The 24,452-nt window shown below is 66.6% G+C and carries 22 protein-coding genes; 13 read left to right on the top strand and 9 right to left on the bottom strand.

The annotated features are described in order from the left end of the window. Window positions 1-43: 43 nt before the first annotated feature. From Ga0080574_RS00975 to Ga0080574_RS00955, 5 genes are all read left to right on the top strand, one after another. A complete protein-coding gene (locus tag Ga0080574_RS00975) occupies window positions 44-1,546 on the top strand; it encodes a sugar ABC transporter ATP-binding protein (RefSeq protein ID WP_076694272.1) in 1,503 nt (500 codons plus the stop codon). Beyond that, window positions 1,536-2,507 carry an ABC transporter permease gene (locus Ga0080574_RS00970; RefSeq protein ID WP_076694270.1) on the top strand — a complete coding sequence of 324 codons (972 nt, stop codon included), beginning with the start codon at window positions 1,536-1,538 and terminating at the stop codon, window positions 2,505-2,507. The genes Ga0080574_RS00975 and Ga0080574_RS00970 overlap by 11 nt, the downstream gene beginning before the upstream one ends. A gap of 72 nt (window positions 2,508-2,579) precedes the next feature. Next, window positions 2,580-3,311 (top strand): SDR family oxidoreductase, encoded by a 732-nt coding sequence (locus Ga0080574_RS00965; protein ID WP_076694268.1) that lies wholly within the window; start codon window positions 2,580-2,582, stop codon window positions 3,309-3,311. Window positions 3,312-3,392: 81 nt separating this feature from the next. Continuing rightward, window positions 3,393-5,009 carry an FGGY-family carbohydrate kinase gene (locus Ga0080574_RS00960; protein ID WP_076694266.1) on the top strand — a complete coding sequence of 539 codons (1,617 nt, stop codon included), beginning with the start codon at window positions 3,393-3,395 and terminating at the stop codon, window positions 5,007-5,009. A 23-nt stretch (window positions 5,010-5,032) separates the two neighbouring features. Then, window positions 5,033-5,773 carry an SDR family oxidoreductase gene (locus Ga0080574_RS00955; protein ID WP_076694264.1) on the top strand — a complete coding sequence of 247 codons (741 nt, stop codon included), beginning with the start codon at window positions 5,033-5,035 and terminating at the stop codon, window positions 5,771-5,773. Window positions 5,774-5,790: 17 nt separating this feature from the next. Here Ga0080574_RS00955 and Ga0080574_RS00950 read toward each other — a convergent pair whose 3' ends face one another. From Ga0080574_RS00950 to Ga0080574_RS00940, 3 genes are all read right to left on the bottom strand, one after another. Then, window positions 5,791-7,572: an SLC13 family permease gene (locus Ga0080574_RS00950; protein WP_076694262.1), complete on the bottom strand. Its 1,782-nt coding sequence runs from the start codon at window positions 7,570-7,572 to the stop codon at window positions 5,791-5,793. Between the two features lie 122 nt (window positions 7,573-7,694). Continuing rightward, window positions 7,695-8,483: an SDR family NAD(P)-dependent oxidoreductase gene (locus Ga0080574_RS00945; protein ID WP_156876225.1), complete on the bottom strand. Its 789-nt coding sequence runs from the start codon at window positions 8,481-8,483 to the stop codon at window positions 7,695-7,697. A gap of 11 nt (window positions 8,484-8,494) precedes the next feature. Next, window positions 8,495-10,192 (bottom strand): FAD-dependent oxidoreductase, encoded by a 1,698-nt coding sequence (locus tag Ga0080574_RS00940; RefSeq protein ID WP_076694257.1) that lies wholly within the window; start codon window positions 10,190-10,192, stop codon window positions 8,495-8,497. 176 nt (window positions 10,193-10,368) lie between these two features. Here Ga0080574_RS00940 and Ga0080574_RS00935 point away from each other — a divergent pair, with 176 nt between their 5' ends. Together Ga0080574_RS00935 and Ga0080574_RS00930 are read left to right on the top strand one after the other, a co-directional pair. Continuing rightward, entirely contained in the window at window positions 10,369-11,280 is a 912-nt protein-coding gene (locus Ga0080574_RS00935) for a helix-turn-helix domain-containing protein (protein WP_076694255.1), read from the top strand. A 96-nt stretch (window positions 11,281-11,376) separates the two neighbouring features. Then, entirely contained in the window at window positions 11,377-11,955 is a 579-nt protein-coding gene (locus Ga0080574_RS00930; protein ID WP_076694253.1) for an NIPSNAP family protein, read from the top strand. Here the strand turns inward: Ga0080574_RS00930 and Ga0080574_RS00925 are convergent. The 5 genes from Ga0080574_RS00925 to Ga0080574_RS00905 form a co-directional block, all read right to left on the bottom strand. Then, window positions 11,952-12,725 (bottom strand): SDR family NAD(P)-dependent oxidoreductase, encoded by a 774-nt coding sequence (locus Ga0080574_RS00925; protein ID WP_076694251.1) that lies wholly within the window; start codon window positions 12,723-12,725, stop codon window positions 11,952-11,954. The two genes, Ga0080574_RS00930 and Ga0080574_RS00925, sit on opposite strands and share 4 nt — an antisense overlap. Before the next feature lie 2 nt (window positions 12,726-12,727). Further along, on the bottom strand, window positions 12,728-14,026 hold the full coding sequence (locus tag Ga0080574_RS00920; RefSeq protein ID WP_076694249.1) for a TRAP transporter large permease: 1,299 nt from the start codon (window positions 14,024-14,026) through the stop codon (window positions 12,728-12,730). A gap of 10 nt (window positions 14,027-14,036) precedes the next feature. Then, window positions 14,037-14,597 (bottom strand): TRAP transporter small permease, encoded by a 561-nt coding sequence (locus Ga0080574_RS00915; RefSeq protein ID WP_076694247.1) that lies wholly within the window; start codon window positions 14,595-14,597, stop codon window positions 14,037-14,039. A 60-nt stretch (window positions 14,598-14,657) separates the two neighbouring features. After that, window positions 14,658-15,734 (bottom strand): TRAP transporter substrate-binding protein DctP, encoded by a 1,077-nt coding sequence (gene dctP / locus Ga0080574_RS00910; RefSeq protein WP_076694245.1) that lies wholly within the window; start codon window positions 15,732-15,734, stop codon window positions 14,658-14,660. A 403-nt stretch (window positions 15,735-16,137) separates the two neighbouring features. Next, window positions 16,138-16,914 carry an enoyl-CoA hydratase-related protein gene (locus tag Ga0080574_RS00905; RefSeq protein ID WP_076694554.1) on the bottom strand — a complete coding sequence of 259 codons (777 nt, stop codon included), beginning with the start codon at window positions 16,912-16,914 and terminating at the stop codon, window positions 16,138-16,140. A 402-nt stretch (window positions 16,915-17,316) separates the two neighbouring features. Between Ga0080574_RS00905 and Ga0080574_RS00900 the strand changes: the two genes are divergently transcribed. Continuing rightward, window positions 17,317-18,483, top strand: a complete 1,167-nt coding sequence (locus Ga0080574_RS00900; protein ID WP_076694243.1) for an acyl-CoA dehydrogenase family protein — start codon at window positions 17,317-17,319, stop codon at window positions 18,481-18,483. On the opposite strand, the gene Ga0080574_RS00895 is transcribed toward Ga0080574_RS00900, so the two are convergent. Then, on the bottom strand, window positions 18,478-18,981 hold the full coding sequence (locus Ga0080574_RS00895; RefSeq protein WP_076694241.1) for a MarR family winged helix-turn-helix transcriptional regulator: 504 nt from the start codon (window positions 18,979-18,981) through the stop codon (window positions 18,478-18,480). The genes Ga0080574_RS00900 and Ga0080574_RS00895 overlap by 6 nt on opposite strands. 216 nt (window positions 18,982-19,197) lie before the next feature. On the opposite strand from Ga0080574_RS00895, the gene Ga0080574_RS00890 reads away from it, so the two are divergent. The 5 genes from Ga0080574_RS00890 to Ga0080574_RS00870 all read left to right on the top strand — a co-directional run bounded on the left by Ga0080574_RS00890 (window position 19,198) and on the right by Ga0080574_RS00870 (window position 24,451). Then, window positions 19,198-19,965, top strand: coding sequence for an SDR family NAD(P)-dependent oxidoreductase (locus tag Ga0080574_RS00890; RefSeq protein WP_198039713.1), 768 nt, complete (start codon window positions 19,198-19,200; stop codon window positions 19,963-19,965). Between the two features lie 13 nt (window positions 19,966-19,978). Then, window positions 19,979-20,761, top strand: a complete 783-nt coding sequence (gene badI, locus Ga0080574_RS00885) for a 2-ketocyclohexanecarboxyl-CoA hydrolase (protein WP_076694239.1) — start codon at window positions 19,979-19,981, stop codon at window positions 20,759-20,761. Between the two features lie 58 nt (window positions 20,762-20,819). Continuing rightward, window positions 20,820-21,977 carry a cyclohexanecarboxyl-CoA dehydrogenase gene (gene aliB, locus Ga0080574_RS00880; RefSeq protein ID WP_076694236.1) on the top strand — a complete coding sequence of 386 codons (1,158 nt, stop codon included), beginning with the start codon at window positions 20,820-20,822 and terminating at the stop codon, window positions 21,975-21,977. A 75-nt stretch (window positions 21,978-22,052) separates the two neighbouring features. Further along, window positions 22,053-23,702, top strand: a complete 1,650-nt coding sequence (gene aliA / locus Ga0080574_RS00875; protein ID WP_076694234.1) for a cyclohexanecarboxylate-CoA ligase — start codon at window positions 22,053-22,055, stop codon at window positions 23,700-23,702. Then, complete coding sequence (locus Ga0080574_RS00870; protein WP_076694232.1) at window positions 23,699-24,451, top strand: SDR family NAD(P)-dependent oxidoreductase; 753 nt, start codon at window positions 23,699-23,701, stop codon at window positions 24,449-24,451. Before aliA ends, Ga0080574_RS00870 begins: the two co-directional genes overlap by 4 nt. The last annotated feature ends 1 nt before the right edge of the window (window position 24,452 follow it).

Below are 24,452 nucleotides of genomic sequence, written 5' to 3'. Positions count from 1 at the left end.
GTGGGGGTGGCGCTTTTCCGCAACGTCCCAAGGCTGCCCAACCATGCTGCAACTGACCGGAATCAAGAAGCGCTTCGGCACGATCCAGGTGCTGCACGGGGTGGATCTGGATGTGCGGGCCGGCGAGGTTCACGCCCTGCTGGGCGAGAACGGCGCGGGCAAATCGACGCTGATGAAGATCCTCACCGGCATCATCCAGCCCAGCGAGGGCACCATCACCATCGAGGGCGAGCCGCGCCAGTTCTCGAATTACGACGAGGCCATCGCGGCGGGCATCGGCATCGTCTTTCAGGAATTCAGCCTGATCCCCTATCTGACGGCGGTGGAGAACATGTTTCTCGCCCGCGAGATCCGCAATCGCTTCGGCCTGCTCGACCGCCGCGCCATGCATGATCGCGCGAAAGAGATCCTCGCCCGGCTCGAGGTCGACGTGCCGCTGGATGTGCCCATCGCCAAGCTCTCGGTCGCGGAACAGCAATTCGTCGAGATCGCAAAGGCGCTGTCGCTGAATGCGCGCATCCTCGTGCTGGACGAGCCCACCGCGACGCTGACCCCCTCGGAGGTGGCGCATCTCTTCAAGGTGATGCGCGAACTGCGCAAGCAGGGCGTGGCGATCATCTTCATCTCGCACCATCTTGAAGAGATCTTCGAGATCTGCGACCGCATCACCGTGCTGCGCGACGGCGAGTTCGTCGGCGATTGCCTGGTGTCCGAGACCGATACCGACCGGCTGGTCGAGATGATGGTCGGGCGCCGGATCGAGAACAGCTTTCCCGAAAAGCCCGGCCCGCGCGCCGATGCCAGGGTCATGCTGGAATGCGAGGAGGTGCAGCTCCGCAAGGGCGGGCCGGTGTCGGATTTCGTGCTGCGCGAGGGCGAGATCCTCGGCTTTGCCGGGCTGGTGGGCTCGGGCCGGTCGGAAACCGCGCTGGCGATGCTGGGCGCGTTCCCGGCGGCGCGCTGCAAGGTGCTGGTGGACGGGGTGGAAACCCGGTTCAGGGAGCCCGCCGAGGCGCTGGCGCATGGCATCGGCCTGCTGCCCGAAAGCCGCAAGGAACAGGGGCTGATCACCAGTTTCCCGATCCTTCAGAACATCTCGATCAACAATTACGGCAAGTATCGCCGCGGCCACTGGTTCATCGACCTCAAGAAGGAGCTGGCCGATACCGAGGCCGCGATGAAGGAGGTCCGCGTCAAGGCGCCGGGCCCGATGGCGCGGGTCGATACGCTGTCGGGCGGCAACCAGCAGAAGGTGGTGATCGCCCGCTGGCTGAACCACCAGATGAAGGTGCTGATCTTCGACGAGCCGACACGCGGCATCGACGTCGGCGCCAAGGCCGAGATTTACCAGCTCATGCGCGCGTTCACCGCGCAGGGCTATGCCATCATCATGATTTCCTCCGAGCTGCCCGAAGTGATCGGCATGTCGGACCGGGTCTGCGTCTTCCGCCAGGGCGGGATCGTCGCGACCGTCGAGGGCGACGCCATCAATTCCGAGGAAATCATGTCCCACGCCACGACCGGGAGGGTCAGACATGTCGCATAACGCCAACTCTGCCGAGCAGGGCAAGGGAGGGGTCAGCCTGCGCTGGCTCCTGCATTCGCCGCTTGCGCTGCCGCTGATCGGGCTCATCGTGGTCTCGGTCCTGATGGGCTTTGCCTCGGAGAATTTCTTCTCGGTCTCCAACATCATGAACGTGCTGCGGCAGGTCTCCATCGTCGGCATCCTCGCCGTGGGCATGACCTTTGTGATCCTGACCGGCGGCATCGACCTGTCGGTCGGCGCGGTCATGGCGCTGTCGGGCACCATTGCCGCCGGGCTCATGGTCAATATGGAGCTGCCGGGCTGGATCGGCCTGCTGGCGGGGCTGGGGGTCGGCGTCGGGCTGGGGCTCTTCAACGGCATCATGGTGGCCTGGGGCCGCATGCCCGCAATCATCGTGACGCTGGCCACCATGGGCATCGCGCGCGGCTTCGGACTGCTTTACTCCGGCGGCTACCCGATCTCGGGCATTCCGTCCTGGATCTCGTGGTTCGGCATCGGCCGCGTCGGCATCGTGCCGGTGCCGGTGATCGCCATGGTGGTGATCTATGCGCTGGCCTGGGTGCTGCTGCAACGCACGCCCTTTGGCCGCCATGTCTATGCCATCGGCGGCAACGAGCTGGCGGCGAAGCTGTCGGGGGTGAAGACCCAGATCGTCAAGCTGGCGGTCTACGGCATCTCGGGGCTGACCTCGGCGCTGGCGGCGATCATCCTGACCGGTCGGCTGATGTCGGGCCAGCCCAATGCCGGGGTCGGCTTCGAGCTCGACGCCATCGCGGCGGTCGTGCTGGGCGGCACCGCCATCGCCGGGGGCCGGGGGCTGATCCTCGGCACGCTGATCGGCGCGGTGCTGCTGGGCATCCTCAACAACGGCCTGAACCTGATGGGGATCAACCCCTACCTTCAGGACGTCATCAAGGGTCTGATCATCCTGCTCGCCATCTATATCGGCCGCGAGTGGTGACGGCCCGCCGGGCGGCCCCTGGCGGGGCGCCCGTCTCCCCGGACTATCGAGATTTATCAGGAGAAGAAGCGCATGTCTGAATCGCTGAAGGGCAAGGTCGCCGTCGTCACCGGCGCCGCCTCTGGCATCGGTCTGGCCGCCGTCGAAATGCTGCTCAGGAACGGCTGCACCGTGGTCATGGTCGACCGCAACGAGGCCGCGCTGGCCGAGCTGGTGGCGAAATACGGCGAGCACGCCGTGGCGCAGGTGACCGACCTGCTCGATTTCGACAGCTGCAACGCCATGGTGCCGGAGATCCTTGCCAAGGTGGCGCGGATCGACATCCTCTACTGCAATGCCGGCGCCTATATCGGCGGCGATCTGTGGGAGAGCGACCCGGCCACCATCGACCGGATGCTGAACCTCAACGTCAATGCGGTGATGAAGAACATCCACGCTGTGATGCCCCATATGATGGAGCGGGGGAGCGGCGATATCGTGGTGACCAACTCCATCGCGGGCCATTACCCGGCCTATTGGGAGCCGGTCTATTCCGGCTCGAAATGGGCGATCACCAGTTTCATGCAGGGGATCCGGCGGCAGATGATCCCCTATGGCGTGAAGGTCGCGCAGATCTCGCCCGGGCCGGTGATCTCGGCGCTGCTGGCCGACTGGCCGGAAGAGAACCTGCGCAAGGCCAAGGAAGCCGGCGCGCTGATGGACCCCGAAGAGGTCGCCGACGCGCTGGAATTCATGCTCACCCGCAAGCGGCAGGTGACGGTGCGCGACCTGATCGTGATGCCCACCGCCTTCGAGCGGATGTGAGCGGGGCGGCGGTGCCCGATCTCCTCCTCCGGGGCGCCGCCGCCGCAATATCCGGGCATGCCGGACAGCAAGGAGCAAGCCATGGGTGATCTCTTCATCGGCGTCGATGTGGGCACGGGCTCGGCCCGGGCGGGGGTGTTCGACAGGGCCGGGGCGCTGCTGGCGACGGCCAAGCGCGACATCGCGATTTATCGCGACGATGCCGGGCTGGTGGAGCAGAGCTCGGCGCAGGTCTGGGACGCGGTCTGCGCCTCGGTGCGCGCGGCGGTGGCGGGGCTCGATGCGGCGCGGGTGACGGGCATCGGCTTTGACGCCACCTGTTCGCTGGTGGTGATGGGCGCGGCGGGCGGCCTGCCGGTGAGCGACGACGGCGCGCCGGAGCGCGACATCATCGTCTGGATGGATCACCGCGCCACGGCGCAGGCCGAGCGGATCAATGCCGGCGATCACGACGTGCTGAAATATGTCGGCGGGCGGATCTCGCCGGAGATGCAGACGCCCAAGCTGCTGTGGCTGAAGGAGAGCCGTCCGCAGGTCTATGTGGCGGCGGAGCAGTTCTTCGATCTCACCGATTTCCTGACCTGGAAGGCGAGCGGCGCGCTGGAGCGGTCCTCCTGCACGCTGACCTGCAAATGGACCTATCTCGCCCATGAGGGGCGGTTCGATCCGGGCTATTTCCACGCCATCGGCCTTGGCGATCTGGCGGAGCAGGGCTTTGCCCGCATCGGCGCCTCGGTGGTGCCGCCGGGCACCGCGCTGGGGCAGGGGCTGACCGCGGAGGCCGCCGCCGCCATGGGGCTGGCGCCGGGCATTGCCGTGGCCGCCGGGCTGATCGACGCGCATGCGGGCGGCATCGGCACGGTCGCGGCCTCCGGCGGGGCAGGGGCGGCGACGGAGTGTCTGGGCTATGTCTTCGGCACCTCCTCCTGCACCATGACCACAACGCGCGAGCCGGCCTTTGTGCCGGGTGTCTGGGGGCCGTATTACTCGGCCATGGTGCCGGGCATGTGGCTGAACGAGGGCGGGCAGAGCGCCGCCGGCGCGGCCATCGCGCATCTGGTCACGCTGCACCCGGCGCATGACGAGGCCACGCGGCTGGCGGGCGACAAGGGGCTGGTGCCCTGGCTTGCCGACCGGGCGCTGGAGCTGGGCGGCGATGCCGCCGGCGCGCTGCGGCTGGCCGACGATCTGCATGTGGTGCCGGAGTTCCTCGGCAACCGCGCGCCCTTTGCCGATCCGGAGGCCCGCGCGGTGATCGCCGGGCAGGGCATGGCGCAGGGGGTCGACTCGCTGGTGGCGCTCTATGTGGCGGGCATCTGCGGCCTGGGCTACGGGCTGCGACAGATCGTCGAGACGCAGGACGCCAACGGCGCGCCGACGCGGGTGATCTCGGTCTCGGGCGGCGCGGGCGCGCATCCGCTGACGCGGCAGATCCTCGCCGATGCGACCGGACGGGTGGTCGAGATCACCGAAAGCGACGAGCCGGTGCTGCTGGGCGCGGCGATGCTGGGGGCGGTGGCGGCGCGCGCCTATCCCGACCTCCCCGCCGCGATGCCCGCCATGTCGCGGGTCGCCAGGCGCTGCGCGCCGTCGGACGGGCTCACCGCGGCGCTGCACGGCGCGCGCTACGACACATTCCTCGCCTTTCAGAGCCTCGCGCGCGACAGCCGCGCCCGGCGCAGGGCGCTGACCGACTAGACCCGGGACAAAGGACACATCACATGGATCTCACCGGCCAAGCCTTCACAGGCAAGACCGTCATCATCACCGGCGCGGGCAAGGGCATCGGCCGCGCCTGCGCCACGCTCATGGCCGCGCGCGGCGCGCAGGTCGTGGCGATCACCCGCACGCAGGCGGATCTCGACAGCCTCGCCGCCGAAACCGGCTGCCGCACGGTGCAGGCGGATCTGAGCGAGGCCGCCGCCGCCCGCGCCGCCATGGCCGAGGCCGGGCCGGCGGATTTCCTCATCAACAGCGCCGGCATCAACGTGCTGGAGAGCAGTTTCGACATGACCGAGGCGGGCTATGAGGCCGTCATGGGCATCAACCTGCGCGCCGCGCTGATCGCCTGTCAGGCGTTTGCCCGCGCCCGGGTGGCGGCTGGCGGCGGCGGCGCCATCGTCAATATCACCTCCATCGCCGGGCACCGGGGCTTTGCCGAGCATCTGTGTTATGCCGCCTCCAAGGCCGGGCTGGAGGGCGCGAGCCGGGTGATGGCCAAGGAGTTCGGCCCGCACGGTATCCGGGTGAACTGCGTGGCGCCCACCATCACGCTCACCGAGCTGGCCGCCGAAGCCTGGTCGGACCCGGAAAAGGCGCAGCCGATGATGGTGCGCCACCCGGTGAACCGCTTTGCCGAGGCCGAGGAGGTGGCGCAGAGCATCGCCCTGCTGCTGTCCTCCGATGCCGGGATGATCACCGGCGCGGTGCTGCCCGTGGATGGCGGGTTCCTCGCGGTCTGACGGGCCGGTGCCGGGGGTCAGCCGTAGAGCCAGAGGATCCCGGCACAGGCGGCGAAGGCGGCCACGAGGTTCATCGCCAGCCCGATCTTGAGGAAATCCGAGAACCGGTAATTGCCCGCGCCATAGACCAGCGTGTTGGTCTGGTAGCCGATGGGGGTGGCAAAGCTCGCCGAGGCGCCGAACATCACCGCCATGGTCAGGGCGCGCGGATCGAGCCCGGTGCTGTCGGCCAGTCCGATGGCGATGGGGGTGAAGACCACGGCGACGGCGTTGTTCGTCACCGTCTCGGTCAGCGCCGAGGCCAGCAGATAGACCGAAAGCAGCGCGAAGAAGGGCGGCAGGCCGGAGATCGGCGGCGCCAGCCAGCCCACCAGCAGGTCGACCGCGCCGGTGTTCTGCAAGCCGAGCCCGACCACCAGCATGGAGAAGATCAGCACCAGGATGGAGCCGTCCACCGCGCCCCAGGCCTCGTCGGCGTCGATGCAGCGCAGCACCAGGATCGCGGCGACGGCGAGGATCGACAGGGTGGCGATGTCGAGCAGGCCGAAGGCGGCGAGCCCCACCACCGCCGCCAGCGCCCCCAGCACCAGCGGTGCGCGGCCCCGGCGAAAGGCGCGGCCCGTCGGGCGGCTGACCGAAACAAGCTGCGCCTCGTCCTCGAGCGTCTGGAAGGCGGTGGCGGGGCCTTCGAGCAAAAGCTTGTCCGCCGGGCGGAGCTGCACCGCGCCGAGATCGGGGCCGGGGTTATGCTCGTGACGGTGTGCGCCCAGCACCCGCACGCCGAAACGCCGCCCGAGCGACATGCTGCGCAGCGACCGCCCGAGGCTCGATTTGCGCGGCGAGACGACCACCTCGACGGTGACCAGCTCCCCCTCCGCCGGTTCGCCCCGGCGCAGGCCGATCTTCAGCCCGGGATCGTCATGCAGGGTCAGCAGCTCGGAGGTGGGGGCGCGAAAGATCACCGTGTCACCGGCCTCCAGTACCTGTTCCGCCAGGGGGCCGGGCAGGGGGCTGCCCTTGCGGCGCAGCCCGGTCACCCGCACGCCGCTGCGTTTGAGCGGGGCGATCTCGGACAAAGCCTTGCCGGCATAGGCGTCGCCGGTCACCACGGCCTCGGAGAGAAAGGTGGTCTCGCCCAGAAGCTGGTCGGGGTCGCTCGCGGCGCGGTCGGGCAGCAGCCAGCGCCCGAGCAGGGCCAGCGTGATGCCGCCCGAGAGCGCCACCATCAGGCCGACCGGGGTGATCTCGAAGATGCGGAAGGGCTCCAGCCCTTGGCCGCGCGCCACGCCGTCGACCAGCAGGTTCGTCGAGGTGCCGATCAATGTGCAGGTGCCGCCGAGGATAGCCACGTAGGAGAGCGGAATGAGCAGCCGCGTGGGCGCCTTGCCGAGCGCCGCGGCGAGGCGGATCACCACCGGGATCAGCACCAGCACCACCGGCGTGTTGTTGACGAAGCCCGAGGCCAGCAGCGTCACGCCGAGGATCACGGCGAGCGCCAGCGCGGGCCGCTCGCGGGCCTGCGAGATCACCGTGTCGGAGATCGCTTCGAGCACGCCGGTGCGCACCAGCGCGCCCGAGAGCACGAACATCGCGCCGATGGTGAGCGGGGCGGGGTTGGAGAAGACCGAGAGCAGCTCGTCCTGGCCGACATAGCCCAGGACCACGAACAGCGCGGCGAGCCCGGCGGCGGGCACTTCCGGCGGGTAGAGTTCGAGCACGAAGAACAGGAACAGCGCGACGATCAGCCCGAGGGCGATCAGTGCGTCGTAGGCTGCGACGAGGGAAAGCACTTCGGTCATCGGGACTCACTTGTTGGTCGTCCCTAACGCTGAAGTGTCGGGGGAAGTTGCGCAACCTCCCCCGGTGCCGAAAGAATTCCCGCCGCCGCCGGGCGGATCCTTGCCGGCACGGGCGGCGGATGTCAGCCCGAGTAGCCCGGGCGCGGCACGTTGGCCATGACCGTCTGGGAAAGCCCGCCATCGACGACGATCTCCTGCCCGGTAACATAGGCGGCGCGCGGGCTGGCGAGATAGGTGACCGTATCGGCCATGTCGCGCGGGTCGCCGATCCGGCCCAGCGGCACATGTTTCTCGCGCGCCTCATGGACTGCCGGGTCTTTGTAGAAAGCGGCGCTGAGCGGCGTCAGCACCAGCCCCGGGCTCACCACGTTGGAGCGGATGCCGCGTGGCGCCATCTCGTAGGCAAGCTGCCGCGACAGCATCGAGACGGCGGCCTTGCCCGCGCTGTAGGCGCCGGAAAAGGGCTGCGGGTTGCTGGCCGAGATCGAGGAGACATGCACCACTGCGCCGCCGCCCCGCGCCGCCATCTGGCGGGCAAAGACCTGCGTGGTCAGCAGCACGCCGTCGAGATTGACCGCAAGCATCGCCTTCCAGTCCGCCAGCGGCAGGTCGGTCAGCGGGCCGGGGCGCAGGATACCGGCATTGTTGACCAGAATATCCGCCCCGCCAAAGCGCTCCGCCACAGCATTGCCCGCCGCCGCGAGGCTGTCGGGCGAGGTGACGTCGCAGTCGATGGCCAGAAACCGCTCCCCGGCGTAGCGCTCGTTCAGCGCCGCCACGCCCTCGGCGCCGAGATCGAGCGCGGCGACTGCGCAGCCCGCCGCGAGGAAACTCTCCAGGCAGGCGCGGCCGATGCCGCCGCCGCCGCCGGTGACCACCGCGACCTTGCCCGCGAGCTCAAGCCAGCTCATCGCCGCGCCGCTCATGCCGCGCCCGCCAGATGACGGCCGGTGATGTAGCCGAAAGTCATCGCCGGGCCGAGCGTGATGCCCGCGCCGGGATAGTTGCCGCCCATGATCGAGGCGCGGTCGTTGCCCACCGCGTAGAGCCCCGGAATGGCCGCGCCCTGACGGTCCAGCACCTGCCCCTCGACGGTGGTTTCCAGCCCGTCGAAGGTGCCGAGATCGCCCATGACGATCTTGACCGCGTAGAACGGGCCGCTGTCGATCGGCGCGACGCAGGGGTTGGGGTGAACCTCGGGATCGGCGAGGTAGCGGTTGAAGGCGGTGGAGCCGCGATGAAAGGCGGGATCTTCGCCCTTGCGGGCACTGGCATTGTACGCGGTGATGCTGGTTTCGAGCCCCTTGGGGTCGATGCCGCAGGCCTCGGCCAGCTCGGCCAGGGTACGCCCGGATTTGAGATAGCCATTGCGCAGGTAGATCGAGAGCGGCACTGGCGCGGGCTTGGCAAAGCCCAGCCCGTATTTCCTGATGGCCGTGCGGTCGGCGATGAGCCAGCAGGCGGTTTCCTGTTCTCCCTCGCAGGCGGCGATCAGCGCGGCGCCCACATCGTGATAGCTTTCGCTTTCATTGGTGAAACGCTGGCCGTTCTTCAGCACCGCCACGATGCCCGGCTTGTAGCGGTCGAGCAGATGCGGGAAGGCGGTGAATTTGCCACCACCCGTGGGCACTTTGGAGACCGGCATCCAGGCGGAGGTGTTGGGGAACTGCACGTCGAACTTGCCACCCACCGAGGTGCCGAGGTCGATGCCGTCGCCGGTATTGCCCTCGGGCACCGGGGTGAAATGCTCGCCGCCGCGCTTGAGATGCGGATAGGCTTGGCGGATTTTCTCCAGATCCTGCGCGAACCCGCCGGCGGCCAGCACCACGCCCTTGCGCGCGGTCACCGTGATCTCGCCCCTCGGTGTGGCGATCACGGCACCGGTGATCCCGTCGGGGCCGGAGATCAGCTTGTTCGCCGGACAGGAGGTATGGATCGGGACATCGAGATCAAAACAGCTCTTGGCGAGCCGCGCCGCCAGCGCATTGCCCGAGGTGACATTGGCGCCGCGCCCGTAGCGGATCAGCTCGGCGAAATGTGCCGCCAGCCGCCTGGTCACATAGAGGAACGAGGTGACGGATTTGGTGGCGTTGAAGAAATGCTTGATGTCCGCATTCGAGGAATTGAACATCATCCCCATGAAGGTGATCGTCGACAGCGGCGGGCGCAGGCGTTTCATGTTCTCGCCCAGAGCCGAGGTATCGAAAGGCGCCGCCAGCACCGAGCGGCCCACATCCACACCGCCCGGCGCGTCGGGGTGATAATCGGGGTAGAGCGTCGGTACGAAGGCCACCGAGGTCTCGCGCTCGAACCAGTCGAGCATTTGTGGTGCCGTTTCCAGATAGGCTTCGACCGCCTCGGCATCGTAGAAATTGCCGGTCTCTTCAATCATGTATTGCCGCGCCGCATCGCGGCTGTCTGGGGCGCCGCAATGGCGGTTGCCGGGCACCCAGAGCACCCCGCCGGAAAAGGCGGTCGTGCCGCCGAAGACCGGCTCTTTCTCGATCACCACCACATTCAGACCGTGCTTGGCCGCGGTCACCGCGGTCGCCAGACCGCCGGCCCCCGAGCCGATCACCAGCACGTCGCAGACCTGCCCGTCGCTGAGCGTCTTTGCCATTTCTCTCCTCCCGGCATTCCGGCGCGGTGCCGCTTTGCAGGTCGCGCCCCTTGGCCGTTAATCTGTCTTGGAAGGGGGCTGGAAAGAATGGACGGAGGCCGGCAAAAATTGCATATTTGAGACGTAAATCCGGCGAAGCGCCGGCCGTGGAGGAGCGGGGCGAGAGGAGGGCTAACATGCTGGATGTGAAAATTCCCCTTTGTTTTCTTTACGGAGAGCCCATTTCCGATGTGGAAATGGACTTTCTGCATATCGAGCCGATCCGGGAACGGAGCGGGGCGCACGATTGGATAATTCGCGAGCATTCGCATCCCGAGCATATCCAGGTTCTGCTGGTCGAGCGGGGCGGCGGGAGCTTTTGGGTCGAGGGGCAGGAGCTGGCGGTTCCGACCCGCAGCATGATCGTCGTGCCCGCCGCCATGGTGCATGCGTTCGAGTTCTCCGCCGATACCGACGGCTTCGTCATCAATGCCGCGAGCTCCTATGTGCGTGCGGTCGCGGGGTCGGATTCGCGGCTGCTCGAACCTGTTTCGCGCGCGGCGGTCTATCCGCTCGAAGATGAACCGATGCGGCAGGAGATCATGGGCGAGGTCTTTCGTTGGTGCTACCGGGAATATGTCTGGTCGGCGCCGGGGCGCCGCGCCGCGATCTATGGTCAATTCCTTCAGGTGCTGGTGGCGCTGATGCGTGCGGCGGATGCCGCCGGCCAGCCGGCGCTGGCGGCGGGCGACAAGGATTACGCTCTGGTCTGCCGGTTCCGCGAAGCGGTGGAGGAACGGTTCCGCATCACCCGCACGATCACCGATTATGCCAGTGCCCTTGGCGTGACCGCCCACCGGCTGAACCAGGCCTGCCGGGCGCGGGCGGGCAAGTCGCCCTCCGATCTGCTGCACGAGCGCACCATCGTCGAGGCCAAGCGCTTTCTCATCTACATGGAGCGCTCGGTGGCCGAGATCGGCTATGAGCTGGGCTTTGACGATCCCGCCTATTTCAGCCGCTATTTTACCAAGCGGGTGGGGCAGACGCCGGGCAGTTACCGCAAGGCGATGCTGAAAGGCTCGGAGGAGCGGCTGGCGCGCAGCGGCTGAGGCGCAAATCTGCAAGACAAATGCGCAAAGCTGCATTCTGGGGCGGCCCCGCGCCCGGTAGAACGGGCCGGATCGGCAGAGAAGAGGAGCCCCGGGATGTTCTATGAATTGCGCGTGTACGATCTGGTCGCAGGCCGGGGGCCGGAATATCTCGAGCTGTTCCGCACCGTGGGTGTGCCGCATGTGACGCGGCACTTGCCGATGGCGGGGTACTGGCTGACCGATACCGGCGCGCTGAACCGGATCTATCACATGTGGATCTATGCCTCGCTGGAGGAACGCGCGGCGGCACGGGTCGGGCTCGGCACGGATCGCGACTGGACCGAGGGCTTTGTGCCCAAGGGGTTTCCGCTGATCCTCAAGCAGGAAAACATGCTGATGCGCTGCGAGGACAGCTCGCCGCTGCTCGACCGGGTGACGGCGGAGCGGCGGGAGCCGCATGCGGCGCAGACGCCCGAAGACCCGATGTTCGGGCCGCGCCTGCTGTCGCTCATGGTGGACGGGCGCGCGACGGGTGGCGAACGTCTCGGGCGCTGGACGGTGATTTCGGGCAGTACGCCGGGGGCGGAGATGTCGCTTTTTGCGCATGAAGCCTGGGAAGACCCCTTTGCCACCGCGCCGGGGGCGGCGCGGCATGAGCTGTTGCGCCCGCTCAGCCTGTCGCCGCTGCGCTAGGCGCCGGAAGCGGCGCCCGCCGCGCCGTAGGCCGTCCATCCGGCATCGACCGCGAGAGTGGTGCCGGTGATGGCCGACGCAGCGGGGGAGGCGAGGAACCAGACCGCCTCGGCGATCTCTTCCGGCGCGATCAGCCGCCCCATGGGGCAGCGCGCCTTGACCGCCGCCAGATCGAAGAGCCCGCGCGCGGCGAGATCCCGCACCAGCGGCGTGTCCACATAGCCCGGCGCCACGGCGTTCACCCGGATCCCCGCGCCCGCCCATTCGCAGGCAAGGTTGCGCGTCAGCGCGATAAGCCCGGCCTTGGCCGCGCCATAGGCGTTGCGCAGCGGCAGGCCGGCAAGCCCCGCGATGGAGGAGAAATTCACGATGGCCCCGCCGCGCCCGTCGCGCTGCATCCGCCGCGCCGCCGCCTGCGACATCACAAAGGCGCCGGTCAGGTTGATGTCGAGCACGCGGCGGAAATGTTCTGCCGTCTGCTCGACGGTGGGCACCGGGCTGTCGCCCACGCCCGCGTTGTTGATCAGCCCGTCGCAACGGCCATAGCGCGTGTCGAGCGTCTCGAAGAGTGTGGCCACCTGCGCCTCGTCGCGGATGTCGGCGGCAAGGCCCAGATGCTCCGGCCCCAGCTCCCGGGCCCGCGCGCGGGCCTTGTCGGCCTGGATGTCGGCGATGACCACGGCGTGACCGCGTGCGGCGAAAAGCTGTGCGGTGGCCCAGCCGATCCCCTCGGCGGCGCCGGTGACGATGGTGACGGGACGGCGGGTCATGGTCAGTTCATCAGGTTGGGCAGCAGCAGGATCAGGTCGGGGAAGGCGACGATGATCCCGATGATGAAGACTTCGCCGATCAGGAAGGGCGTCACGCCCCGGAACACCGATTCCAGCGGAATGTCGGGCCGGATGCCGTTCACGACGTAGCAGTTCAGCCCCACCGGCGGCGTCACCACGCCGACCTCGATCAGCTTGACCAGCAGGATGCCGAACCAGATCGGATCGTAGCCCAGCCCGGTGATTGCCGGGAACACCACCGGCAGGGTGAGCATCATCATGCCCAGCCCGTCGAGGATCATCCCCATCAGCAGATACATCACGATGATGCCCAGCAGGATGACCCAACGCGGCACGTCGAGGTTCACCACAAGATCGGTGACCGTGCCCGGCAGGCCGGTGAAGGCGAGGAAGCGGACAAAGATCATCACACCCCAGATCACCATGAAGATCATCACCGTGGTGCGCACCGTATCGAGCAGCCCGGCATGGAAATCGCGCAGACCGATCTTCTTGAAGAGCGCCATAACGAGGATGATCGCGGTGGCGACACCGGCGGATTCCGTGGGGGTCATCCAGCCGAGATAGATCCCGCCCAGGATCACGCCCACCACGGCGAAGACGCCGGAGACCTGCGGCAGCGCCTTGATCTTCTCCATGAAGCTGACGCCCGGTTCCAGCGGCGCGAGGCCGGGTTTCATCTTCACGACGATGGTGATCACGAGAAGGTAGACGATCATCGAGATCACCCCGGGCACCAGACCCGCCAGCAGCAGCTTGGCCACCGATTGTTCGACGATGATGCCGTAGATCACCAGAATGGCCGAGGGCGGGATCAGCGCGGCGAGCGTGCCGCCCACCGCGACGACCCCGGCTGCGAGCCGGCTGTCATAGCCGCGCGCCTCCATCTCGGGCAGGGCGAGCCGGGTGAAGACGGCGGTCGAGGCGGTCGAGGCGCCGGAGACCGCGGCAAACCCCGCCGAGGCGAAGATCGTCGCGGTGGCAAGCCCGCCCGGCGCCCGGCCCACCCATTTGCGGGCGGCGTCATAGGCGGAGGTCGTGATCCCCGCATGCATCGCCAGAAAGCCGATGGTGATGAAAAGCGGCAGCACGCTAAGCGCGTAATGCCCGGAATTGGCGTAGGGGATGATGCCAGAGAGGCCGATGGCCACGGTGGAATTGCGCAGCAGCATCATGCCGACGATGCCGGTGCAGGCGGCGGCATAGGCCACCGGCACCCCCACGAGCACAAGAAAGATCAGAGCGGCGATGCCAAGATAGCCGAGCGTGATAGGGTCCATGATGCGGGCCTTATTCGTAGGGGGTGGTTTCGATGGCGTCCGCCGGATGGCCGAAAAGCTTCGAACCATCGCCGGGCTGTGCCAGCAGCCGCAGCGCCTCTGCCGATTGCAGCGCCAGCCGCAGCGCCAGCAGCCCTAGCGCGCAGGTCACCAGCAGGATGCCGGGCCAGAGCGGAATACCGATCTCGGGCGTGTCGCCGCCATTGTTCCAGGAGCGCATGAAGTTCAGCCAGCTGCCCTTGGTGAGGATCACCACCACAAACAGCGCGACGGCGAGCGCGAAAAGCTCTGACAGCCATTTCGCGCGGCCCCGGCAGCGGTCGCTGACCAGCGTCATCCGGACATTGCCGAAATGGCTCTGGCAATAGGCGATGCCCAAAGCCACCAGCGCCACCATGAGCTGTTCGACGATGTCGATGGAGCCCCGAATGGCATGGTTGAAAAGGCCGCGGCCCAGCACCTCGGCGCAGACCAGCGACATCAGCGCCAGGATCAGCAGCCCCGCGATCAGCGCGGCAAACCGTTCCACCACGCCAAGCGCCTTGTCGAGTGTTTCGATGATTGCCCGCATCCGCCGGCTCCTCCCGTCGTCGTTCCGGCCGGCGGCGCAGGGCCGCCGGTCGTGTGTCTGTTACTGACCGGCCTGTGCCTTTTCGGCTTCCGACATGATCAGGTCGAACAGCTCCTGCCCGGGGAAGCCCTTGGAGGTGACATCGTCGATCCAGCTCTGCCAGCTCGGCTTCACCGCCGCTTCCAGCGCCGCCTTGATGTCATCGGTCATCGCGATGCGTTCGAGCCCGAGCGCCTCGAACTCTTTTTCATTGGCGGCGTCGATCTCTTCATAAGCCGCGATCTGATGGGCGTAGGCGGCGGGCACAGCCTCTTCGAGCAGCGCCTTGTACTGATCGGGCAGGGCGTTATAGGCATCGGTGTTGGCCGCGACGGTGCACTGGATGGTGCCCAGGTTCCATGCGTCGGTCACCCAGCCCGACAGCTCGTGAAACCGGTAGGAGACAAAGGCGTAGGTGTAGGGATAGGCGATGCCGTCGATCACGCCGCGCTCCAGCGAGTTGTAGAGATCGGGTGCCGGCATGGTCGATGGCACGGCGCCGAGCGCCTCCATCAGCGCCGCGTGGCCGCCGGATGCGTTGATCCGCTTGCCTTCCCAATCGGCCAGAGACGTCGGCGCCTCGCCCCGGCCCATGACCTCGTAGTTGGGCATCAGCGCCGACATGATCGGTGTGGCGCTCCACTTGTCCCATTCTTCATGCACCGCCGGATGCTTGAGATATTCCGCATAGACCCTGTACTGCGCCTCGAAGCTCGGCAGCGGCAGGAAGGCCTGGCTGAGCCCCATGGAGGCGGGCGTCTTGTCGGGGTGATAGAACGGGCAGACCGTGGCCGCCTCGAAGGCACCGAGCTGGAGCCCGTCGATATTTTCCTTCGGGTCCGAAAGCACACCGCCATATTCCAGCGACAGCTCGAAATTGCCGTCAGTCTTTTCGGCAAGGTAGTCCTTCAGCCCCTCGACGCCCTCGGTAAAGCCGCGCCGGGCGCCCCAGAGCGAGACCAGCCATTTGACCTTCGGGCCCTCGACCTCGGCCGCCGCGGCGGCGCCGGGAGCGAAGATTGCGGCAGAGGCGGTGAGCGTGGCCGCAACGGCGGCAGCGAGCCCAAGCGAAGCGGCGGGTGTCTTTTTGATGATCATGATATCCTCCCTGTGATCTGGTCTTGCGAAGCACTCTCTGCGTGCCCGGCGCCACGCGGCGCGCGGTCAATAGGTCTTTGCGGCGCGACCCGAGGGCGCGCGAAAGTCTGTTCCGCCAAGGCTTTCCTCCCATGGTCGCGCAACGGTGCAGACGCGGCGCGATCCCTCCCTGACACTCCCAAAAAACCGGCATTGCCTGAATGGAAAAAAGGCGGAAAAAAGTTGTACTTTTCGTGTCGGTTTACAGTCGCCGCGACGGAGGCGCCCTTGGCCGATGCAGGGCGGCAGCAGGCGGAGCGATTTGTAATAGTACGGGCATTCCGACTGTCTCCTCTCCCTGACCCGGCGGGTGTTGGCGCCCCGGGTCAGTCTTTGCCGATTGCAGATTTCTTGCCCGGTGCGCTTAGCGATGCCGGAACTGCGGCGGGCGCTTTTCGGCAAAGGCGCTCATGCCTTCGCGGCGGTCTTCGGTGCCGAATGTCGCGTAGAGCAGGCGGCGCTCGAGGTGGATGCCTTCGGCGAGATGGGTCTCGTAAGCGTGGTTCACCGCCTCTTTCGCCATGCGCAGGATCGGGCGCGAGCTTTGCGCGATCTCCTGCGCCAGCGTTACGGCCTCTTGCAGATAGCTTTCGACGGGGGCGACGCGGCTGACCAGCCCGCGCGCCAGCGCTTCCTCGGCGGTCATCGGGCGGCCCGACAGGATCATGTCCATGGCGATGGCCTTGCCCACCGCGCGGGTCAGCCGCTGGGTGCCGCCCGCGCCAGGGATCACGCCGATCTTCGTTTCCGGCAGGGCAAAGCGCGCGGTCTCGGAGGCGACGATGATGTCGCACATCAGCGCCAGCTCGCAGCCGCCGCCCATGGCAAAGCCCGAGACAGCCGCCACGGTCGGCTTGCGGCAGGAGGCGGCGCGTTCCCAGGTGGCGGTGATGAGGTTTTCGTCCCAGACCTCGACCATGGTCTTGTCGCGCAGCTCCTTGATATCGGCGCCGGCGGCAAAGGCGGTGTCGCTGCCGGTGATGACGATGGCGTGGATGGCGTCATCGGCCTCGAACGCATCGAGCGCGGCATGCATCTCGGTGGTGATCTGCGTGTTCAGCGCGTTCAGCGCCTCGGGCCGGTTCAGCCGCAGGATGCCGACGGGCCCGTCGGTTTCCGTGAGCACGGTCTCGTAGGGCAGGTCTTTCATCTGGAAACTCCTCTGTGCAGGGAGGGGCCTGTCTGGGGATGGCAGGTTGATGCGGGCCGCGGCCATCGGGTGATGCCGTCATCCGGTTTCGGTTGAATGATCGCTCCCGCCGCGCAGCCGTCACGGCTCCGCCGGTGCGGCATGGTTGCCGTCATCCGTCTCCTCCCTCTTGAATTTAATGTAAACAGATTTGCATAAATGTGGCAAGCCTGTACTTGTGATGGCGCAGTTTTGCGGTCGCGTGTGGCCTGGAGATTCGGGTTTATTGCCATGATTTTCCGTGAATGAAGGGTGCGCGTCTGCGGTGCGTTGTGGCGGAGAAAAGAGAAAGTCTCTTGCGTAACATCAATATATGACAATATATTTGCTTAAATACTGATGGAGGAGGATGCGATGACTCTGGACCTGGAGACGCGCGAGCAACTTGTTGCAACCATTCGCCGCTTTGTCGACGAGCGGCTGTTACCCGCCGAGGCGGAGGTCGCTGAAAGCGATTCGATCCCCGACCTGATCGTCGAGGAGATGAAGGAGCTGGGCCTCTTCGGCCTGTCGATTCCCGAGGAGTTCGGCGGGCTGGGGCTTACCATGTCGGAAGAGGCGGCGCTGATCTTTGAGATCGGCCGTGCCGCGCCGGCCTTCCGGTCGCTCTTTGCCACCAATGTCGGCATCGGCTCGCAGGGGCTCGTGATCGACGGTACGCCCGAGCAAAAGGCACAATATCTGCCGCGCATCGCGTCGGGTGAGCTGATCGGCTCCTTCGCGCTGACCGAGCCGGATGTCGGTTCGGATGCAGGCTCGGTGCGCACGACCGCGCTGCGCGACGGCGACAGTTATATCCTGAACGGCACCAAGCGCTACATCACCAATGCGCCGCTGGCGGGGCTGTTCACGGTGATGGCCCGCACCGATCCGGCGCAGAAGGGCGCGCAGGGTGTGTCGGCCTTCGCGGTCGAGGCGGGGCTGCCGGGCCTGTCGACCGGCAGGCCGGAAAAGAAGATGGGCCAGCAGGGCGCGCATGTCTGCGACGTGATCTTCGAGAACTGCCGGGTGCCGGCTTCCGCGCTGATCGGCGGTGTCGAGGGTATGGGGTTCAAGACCGCGATGAAGGTGCTCGACAAGGGGCGGCTGCACATCGCCGCCGCCTGCGTCGGGCTGGCCGAGCGGATCATGGACGACATGATGGATTATGCGGTGACGCGAAAGCAGTTCGGCAAGCCGATCGCCGATTTCCAGATGCTTCAGGTGATGTTCGCGGACAGCCGGGCCGAGGCCTATGCCGCGCGCGCCATGGTCGAGGATGCGGCGCGCCGCCGCGATGCGGGCGAGAGCGTGGCCACGCTTGCCTCCTGCGCCAAGATGTTCGCTTCGGAAATGGTGGGGCGGGTCGCCGACCGCAATGTGCAGGTGCATGGCGGCGCGGGCTATATCCGCGAATACCGCGCCGAGCAGCTCTTTCGCGACGCGCGGCTGTTCCGCATCTATGAGGGCACGACCCAGATCCAGCAGGGCATCATCGCCCGGACCATGGCCGCCGAGGCCCGCGCGCGTCTCGGCCTATGACGGATCCGCCTCGGCCTCCGGGTCGAGGTGCTTCATGTTCTCCAGCAGCCGGTCGAGATAGTGGATCGTGTGGATCTTGTCGGTGGTGGAAAATCCGTCCAGCGCGGCGTCGTAGAACCCGGAGATAAGCCTGGCCATATCGTTGCGCCACAGAGCGCGACCGCGCTCGGACAGCCGGATCAGCCGGCTGCGCGCATCGCTGGGCGAGGTCACCCGCTCGATCAGCCCGTCGCGTTCAAGCCGTGACAGGATCCCCGTGAGGTTCTGCCGGCTGACCATGAGAAACTGCGACAACTCTCCCACCGCGATTCCGGCTTCGACGCCGGGGCGGGTGAGCGCGCCGATGATCGCCCATTGCTGGGTGGTGATGTGGGTTTCTTCCAGCGCTTTCGTGCCGCTTTTGTGCAGCAGATTTGCCGACTGGTAGAGCCGGAAGAACAGCCGGTTCGCCAGATCGTCGATCTGCGGATCGGCCTGTGGGGGCGCGGTTTGGTCCATGTCTTGGACTCTGGCGGGATTTCGCTGGCGCGTCAACGAAATGCTCTCTTGGTCGAAATATTAATGTAAATAGCTTGACATAAAATGCGAGCCGAGTCAGGTTGGCTTTGTCACGTTGAGGAGCTGTGGCGTTGGGAGGCAAACCACGAAATCCGGCTTAAATAGCCAAGTTTCCGCGATTTCCCGCGCGCCATGCGACCTGGAAGGAGAATGTTCGTGAGAGGTCTGAAAAGTAAAATTGTTGTCGTAACCGGCGGCGGTGGCGGCATCGGTGCAGCAACCTGTTTGCGCTTTGCCGAGGAAGGCGCCCGCGTTGCGGTGGTCGATCTGAATCAGGCGGCGGCGGAAACCGTCGTGGCGCAGATCGCCGGGATCGGCGGCGAAGGGCTCGCCGTGGCGGTCGATCTGACCGATGCGGAGGCGACGGCGGCGGCCGTGGCGCGGATCGAGGCCGAGCTTGGGCCCATCGACGTGCTGGTCAATGGGGTGGGCTGGGACATCTTCACGCCCTTCCTGAAAAGCGGCCCGGAATTCTGGACCAAGATCATCGACATCAACCTGCGCGGGGTGCTGAACATCACCCATCCGGTGCTGGCGCTTATGGCCGAGCGCAAGGCGGGCAGGATCGTCTCGCTGGCCTCTGACGCGGCACGCGGCGGGTCGTCGGGAGAGTCGGTCTATGCCGCCTGCAAGGCCGGCGTCATCGCCTTTTCCAAGACCATCGCCCGCGAACATGCCCGTCAGGGCATCAGCGTCAATGTGGTCTGCCCCGGCGTGACCGATACCGCCATGCTCGACGCCTTCATGGAGGCGGCGGGCGACAAGGAAAAGCTGCGCACCGCCTTCACGCGGGCGGTGCCCATGGGGCGGCTGGGTTTGCCGGGCGATCTGCCGGGCGCCATCGCCTTTTTCGCAAGCGACGATGCCGGGTTCATCACCGGCCAGGTGCTGTCGGTCTCCGGCGGCCTGACGATGCACGGCTGAGGGAGGGCCGGACATGAGCTACGAAGATATTCTGTACGAGGTCAAAGACGGCGCGGCCTGGATCACCATCAACCGCCCCGACAAATACAACGCCTTTCGCGGCAAGACCTGCGAAGAGCTGATCGACGCCTTCAACACCGCGGGCTGGGACAAATCCGTCGGCGTGGTGGTGCTGTCGGGCGCGGGCGAAAAGGCCTTCTGCACCGGCGGCGACCAGTCGGCGCATGAGGGGCAATATGACGGGCGCGGCACCATCGGCCTGCCGATGGAGGATCTGCATTCGATCATCCGCGACATCCCCAAGCCGGTCATCGCCAAGGTGCAGGGCTTTGCCATCGGCGGCGGCAATGTGCTGGCGACGATCTGCGACATGACCATCGCGGGCGACCGCGCGGTGTTCGGCCAGGTCGGCCCCAAGGTCGGCTCGGTCGATCCCGGCTTTGGCACCGCCTTTCTGTCGCGCATCGTCGGCGAAAAGAAGGCGCGCGAGATCTGGTACATGTGCCGCCGCTACACCGCGCAGGAAGCGCTGGAGATGGGGCTGGTCAACAAGGTCGTGCCGCATGAGGAGCTCGACGCCGAGGTCGCAGGCTGGTGCGCCGAGATCATGGACCGGTCGCCGACGGCCATCGCGCTCGCCAAGCGCAGCTTCAACATGGACACCGAACATCAGCGCGGCATCGCGGGGCTCGGGATGCTGGGGCTGTCGCTCTACTACGACACCGACGAAAGCAAGGAAGGCGGCATCGCCTTCAAGGAAAAGCGCAAACCCGATTTCCGCAAATTCGGGAAGTGATCCCCGCCACCCCCGGCCTTGCGCCGGGGGCACTGGAAGTTTGCTGAGGGAGGACAGCGTGCAGACGATTTTCGACACCGAGGAACTGACCCAGATCCGCGATCTGGCCCGCAAATTCGCGCAGGAGCGGGTGGCGCCGGGCTATATGGAGCGCGAGAAATCGGGCAGGTTCGACATGGCGCTTCTGCGCGAGATGGGCGAGCTGGGCCTCATCGCGCCGGAACTGCCCGAGGAATTCGGCGGCATGGGCGCCGAGGTGACCTATTCCGGCGTGATCATCGAAGAGATCGGCCGCGCGGATTTCACATTCGGCTATGCGCCGCTGCTCGCCTCGCTGAACGGCCAGATCCTCAAGCAGTTCGCCAGACCCGAAGTGGCGCGCGACTGGCTTCCGGGCCTCATCGCGGGCGAGCATATGCTGGCCATCGCGCTGACCGAACCCAGGGGCGGATCGGACGCCGCCAATCTCGGGCTCAAGATGGAGCGCGACGGGGATCACTATATCCTCAACGGCGAAAAGACCTCGATTTCCGCCAACCAGATCGCCAAGGGCGTGGTGACCTTCGCCCGCACAGGCACGGCAGAGGACCGGGCGCGCGGGGTTTCGGCGGTGCTTGTGCCGCTGGATGCGCCGGGGATCACCACGTCGAAGTTCTCCAATTGCGGGCAGAACTCGGTGGGTCATGGCTCGATCTGGTTCGACAACGTGCGGGTGCCGGCGGAGTATCTGCTGGGCGATGAGGGCAAGGGCTTTGCCCAGGTCATGCAGGGCTTCGATTTCTCGCGCTCGCTGATCGGGCTTCAGGCGCTTGGCACCGCACGTCAGAGCCTGGACGAGACCTGGGATTATATCGGCGAGCGCCGCGCCTTTGGCAAACCGCTGGGCGCCTTTCAGGGCGTCACCCATCAGCTCGCCGACTTCGACACCAAGGTCGAGGCGGCGCGGCTGATGTCGATGAACGCGCTCTGGCTCAAGGACAAGGGCCTGCCGCACACCGCCGAAGCCGCGATGACCAAATGGTGGCCGCCGCTTCTGGCCTATGAGGCGATCCATGCCTGCCTGCTGATCCACGGCCATGCGGGCTATGCCGACGATCTGCCGTTCCAGCAGCGTCTGCGTGACGTGCTGGGCCTCCAGATCGGCGACGGCACCGCGCACATCATGAAGAACATCATCGCCCGGGAACGGGCCGGCAAGGCCGCGCTGAGCGCCTGAGCCGACACCGGCAGCCGCGCCACAGGGGTGAGGAGACCCCGGCGCCCAGCCTGCCACGACAGCGGAGGAGACACCATGAAATTCGATGCCGTCCTGATTGCGCCGCGCATCCAGGAGATGACCGAAAAGGGCTTCTGGCAGGGCAAGACCGTCAACGATTATTTCGACGCCTGCCTGCGGGATTGCCCGGACAAGCGGGCGTTGACCTCCATCGTGGTCTCGACCGGCGAACGCCGCGATCTGACCTGGCGCGAGCTGGACGTTTTGGCCAACCGCGCCGCCGTGGGCCTGTCGCGGCTGGGGGTGGGCAAGGACGATGTGGTCGCCTGCCAGCTGCCGAACTCCTGGCAATTCGTCGTCACCTATCTGGGCTGCGCCCGGCTTGGCGCCGTGTTCAACCCGGTGATGCATATCTTCCGCGAGCATGAGCTGTGCTTCATGCTGCGCCATGGCGAGGCGAAGGTCTTTGTCATCCCCAAGCTGTTTCGCGGCTTCGACCATGAAGAGATGACCGACGGCATGCTCGGCAATCTGCCGGACCTCCAGCATGTTGTCGTCGCGGGCGGCGAGGGCGCGCGCGATTTCGACCGCGTGCTGATGGACCCGGCCTCCGACAAGGATCCCGAACTGGCGCGCATCGTCACGGAAAACCGACCCGACGCGAACGCGGTCTGCCAGCTCATCTATACCTCTGGCACCACGGGCGAGCCCAAGGGCGCGATGCACACCGCCAACACCATGTATTCCAACCTCGTGCCCTATGCCGAGCGGTTGAAGCTCGGGTCCGGGGACGTGGTTCTGATGGCCTCGCCCATGGCCCATCAGACTGGCTTTATGTACGGGCTTTTGATGCCCGTGCAGCTTCAGGCCGGGGCGGTGCTGCTCGACACCTGGGACAAGGATGTCGCCGCCCGCGTGGTGGAGGAGGAAAAATGCACCTTCACCATGGCCTCGACCCCTTTCCTCATGGACCTCGCCAATGCGGTGGAGGAGGGCGGCACCGATAGCTCCACCCTCCGTACCTTCCTTTGCGCGGGCACCGCGATCCCCGGCCCGGTGGTCGAACGCGCCCATGCGGTGCTGGGCACCAAGATCGTTTCGGCCTGGGGCATGACCGAGAACGGCGCGGTGACGCTCACCAATCTCGACGATCCGGACGACCGCTCGGTGCATACCGACGGCTATCCGCTGCGCGGGATGGAGCTTCAGATCCGCCGATCCGACGGCACCCCCGCCGAGCCGCATGAGGAGGGCGAGCTGTTCGTGCGGGGCTGTTCGAATTTCGGTGGCTATCTCAAGCGTCCGCAGCTCAACAATGTGGATGCCGAGGGCTGGTTCGACACTGGCGACATCGCGCGGGCCGATGACAGCGGCTATATCCGCATCTGCGGACGCTCCAAGGACATCATCATTCGCGGCGCCGAGAACATCCCGGTGATCGAGGTCGAGGCGGCCCTTTTCAAACACCCCGCCATCGCCTCGGTGGCCATCGTGGGTTATCCCGATGACCGGCTGGGCGAACGCGCCTGCGCCTTTGTGGTCCCGAAGCCGGGCATGAGCCTGAGTTTCGACGAGATGACAGCCTTCCTATCGCAAAGCCACTTCTCCAAGACCTATTGGCCGGAGCGGCTGGAGCTGCGCGACAAGCTGCCTTCGACCGCCTCCGGCAAGATCCAGAAATTCGCGCTGCGCAAGATGCTGCGCGAGGAGATGGGGCTGGCATGAGCTTTGCCACCCGCATCGCAGCGCTGAGCGGCGCCGGCGGGCCCATGGGCCGGGCCGTGCTCGACCGTCTCGTCGCTGGCGGGGTCGTGGGGGTTGCGCTGACCGACATTTCCTCCCGCCGCCTGGATGCGGCTGTCGCGGCGCTTCCCCCCGGTCTCCCTCATGTTGCCATTCGGGGTGACGTGACCGATGCGCAAGAGGCTCAAAGCTTTGCCGAGGAGGCGCTCGCTGCCTTCGGAGGCATCGACCTGCTGGTCAATCTCGTGGGCGGGCTGCGCGGCAGGCAGCTTTATACCCCGCTGCTCGAAATCGCGCCCGCGCAATGGCGCGCGACGCTGGATCTGAACCTCGCGGGCACGCTGCATCTGAGCCGCGCCTTTGTGCCGGTGATGCTGGAGCGCGGCTGGGGCCGGATCGTCAACGTGGCCTCCATCGTCTACGGCGGCGAGGCGGGGCAGGCGGATTACGCGGCGGCCAAGGCGGCGGTCGCCTCGCTGTCGCGCTCCATGGCGGCGGAATTCGCGCCGCATGTGACGGTGAACTGCGTGGCGCCGGGGCTGACCCGCACCTCGGTGACCGAGAACATGCCCGACGACCAGCAGGCCCGGCTTACCGGGCTCGCCATGAACCGCCGCATGGCGGACCCCGAAGAGGTGGCCGAGGCCATCGCGTTTTTCCTGACCGACGAGGCCCGTTTCGTCACCGGCGACATGCTGTCGGTCTCCGGCGGGATCCGCCCGCATCTGTGAG

The sequence above is a fragment of the Salipiger abyssi genome (genome assembly GCF_001975705.1).
GTDB lineage: Bacteria > Pseudomonadota > Alphaproteobacteria > Rhodobacterales > Rhodobacteraceae > Salipiger > Salipiger abyssi.
Note: the sequence above shows the minus strand (reverse complement) of the source record. Positions and strands in the feature narration are given on the sequence as shown.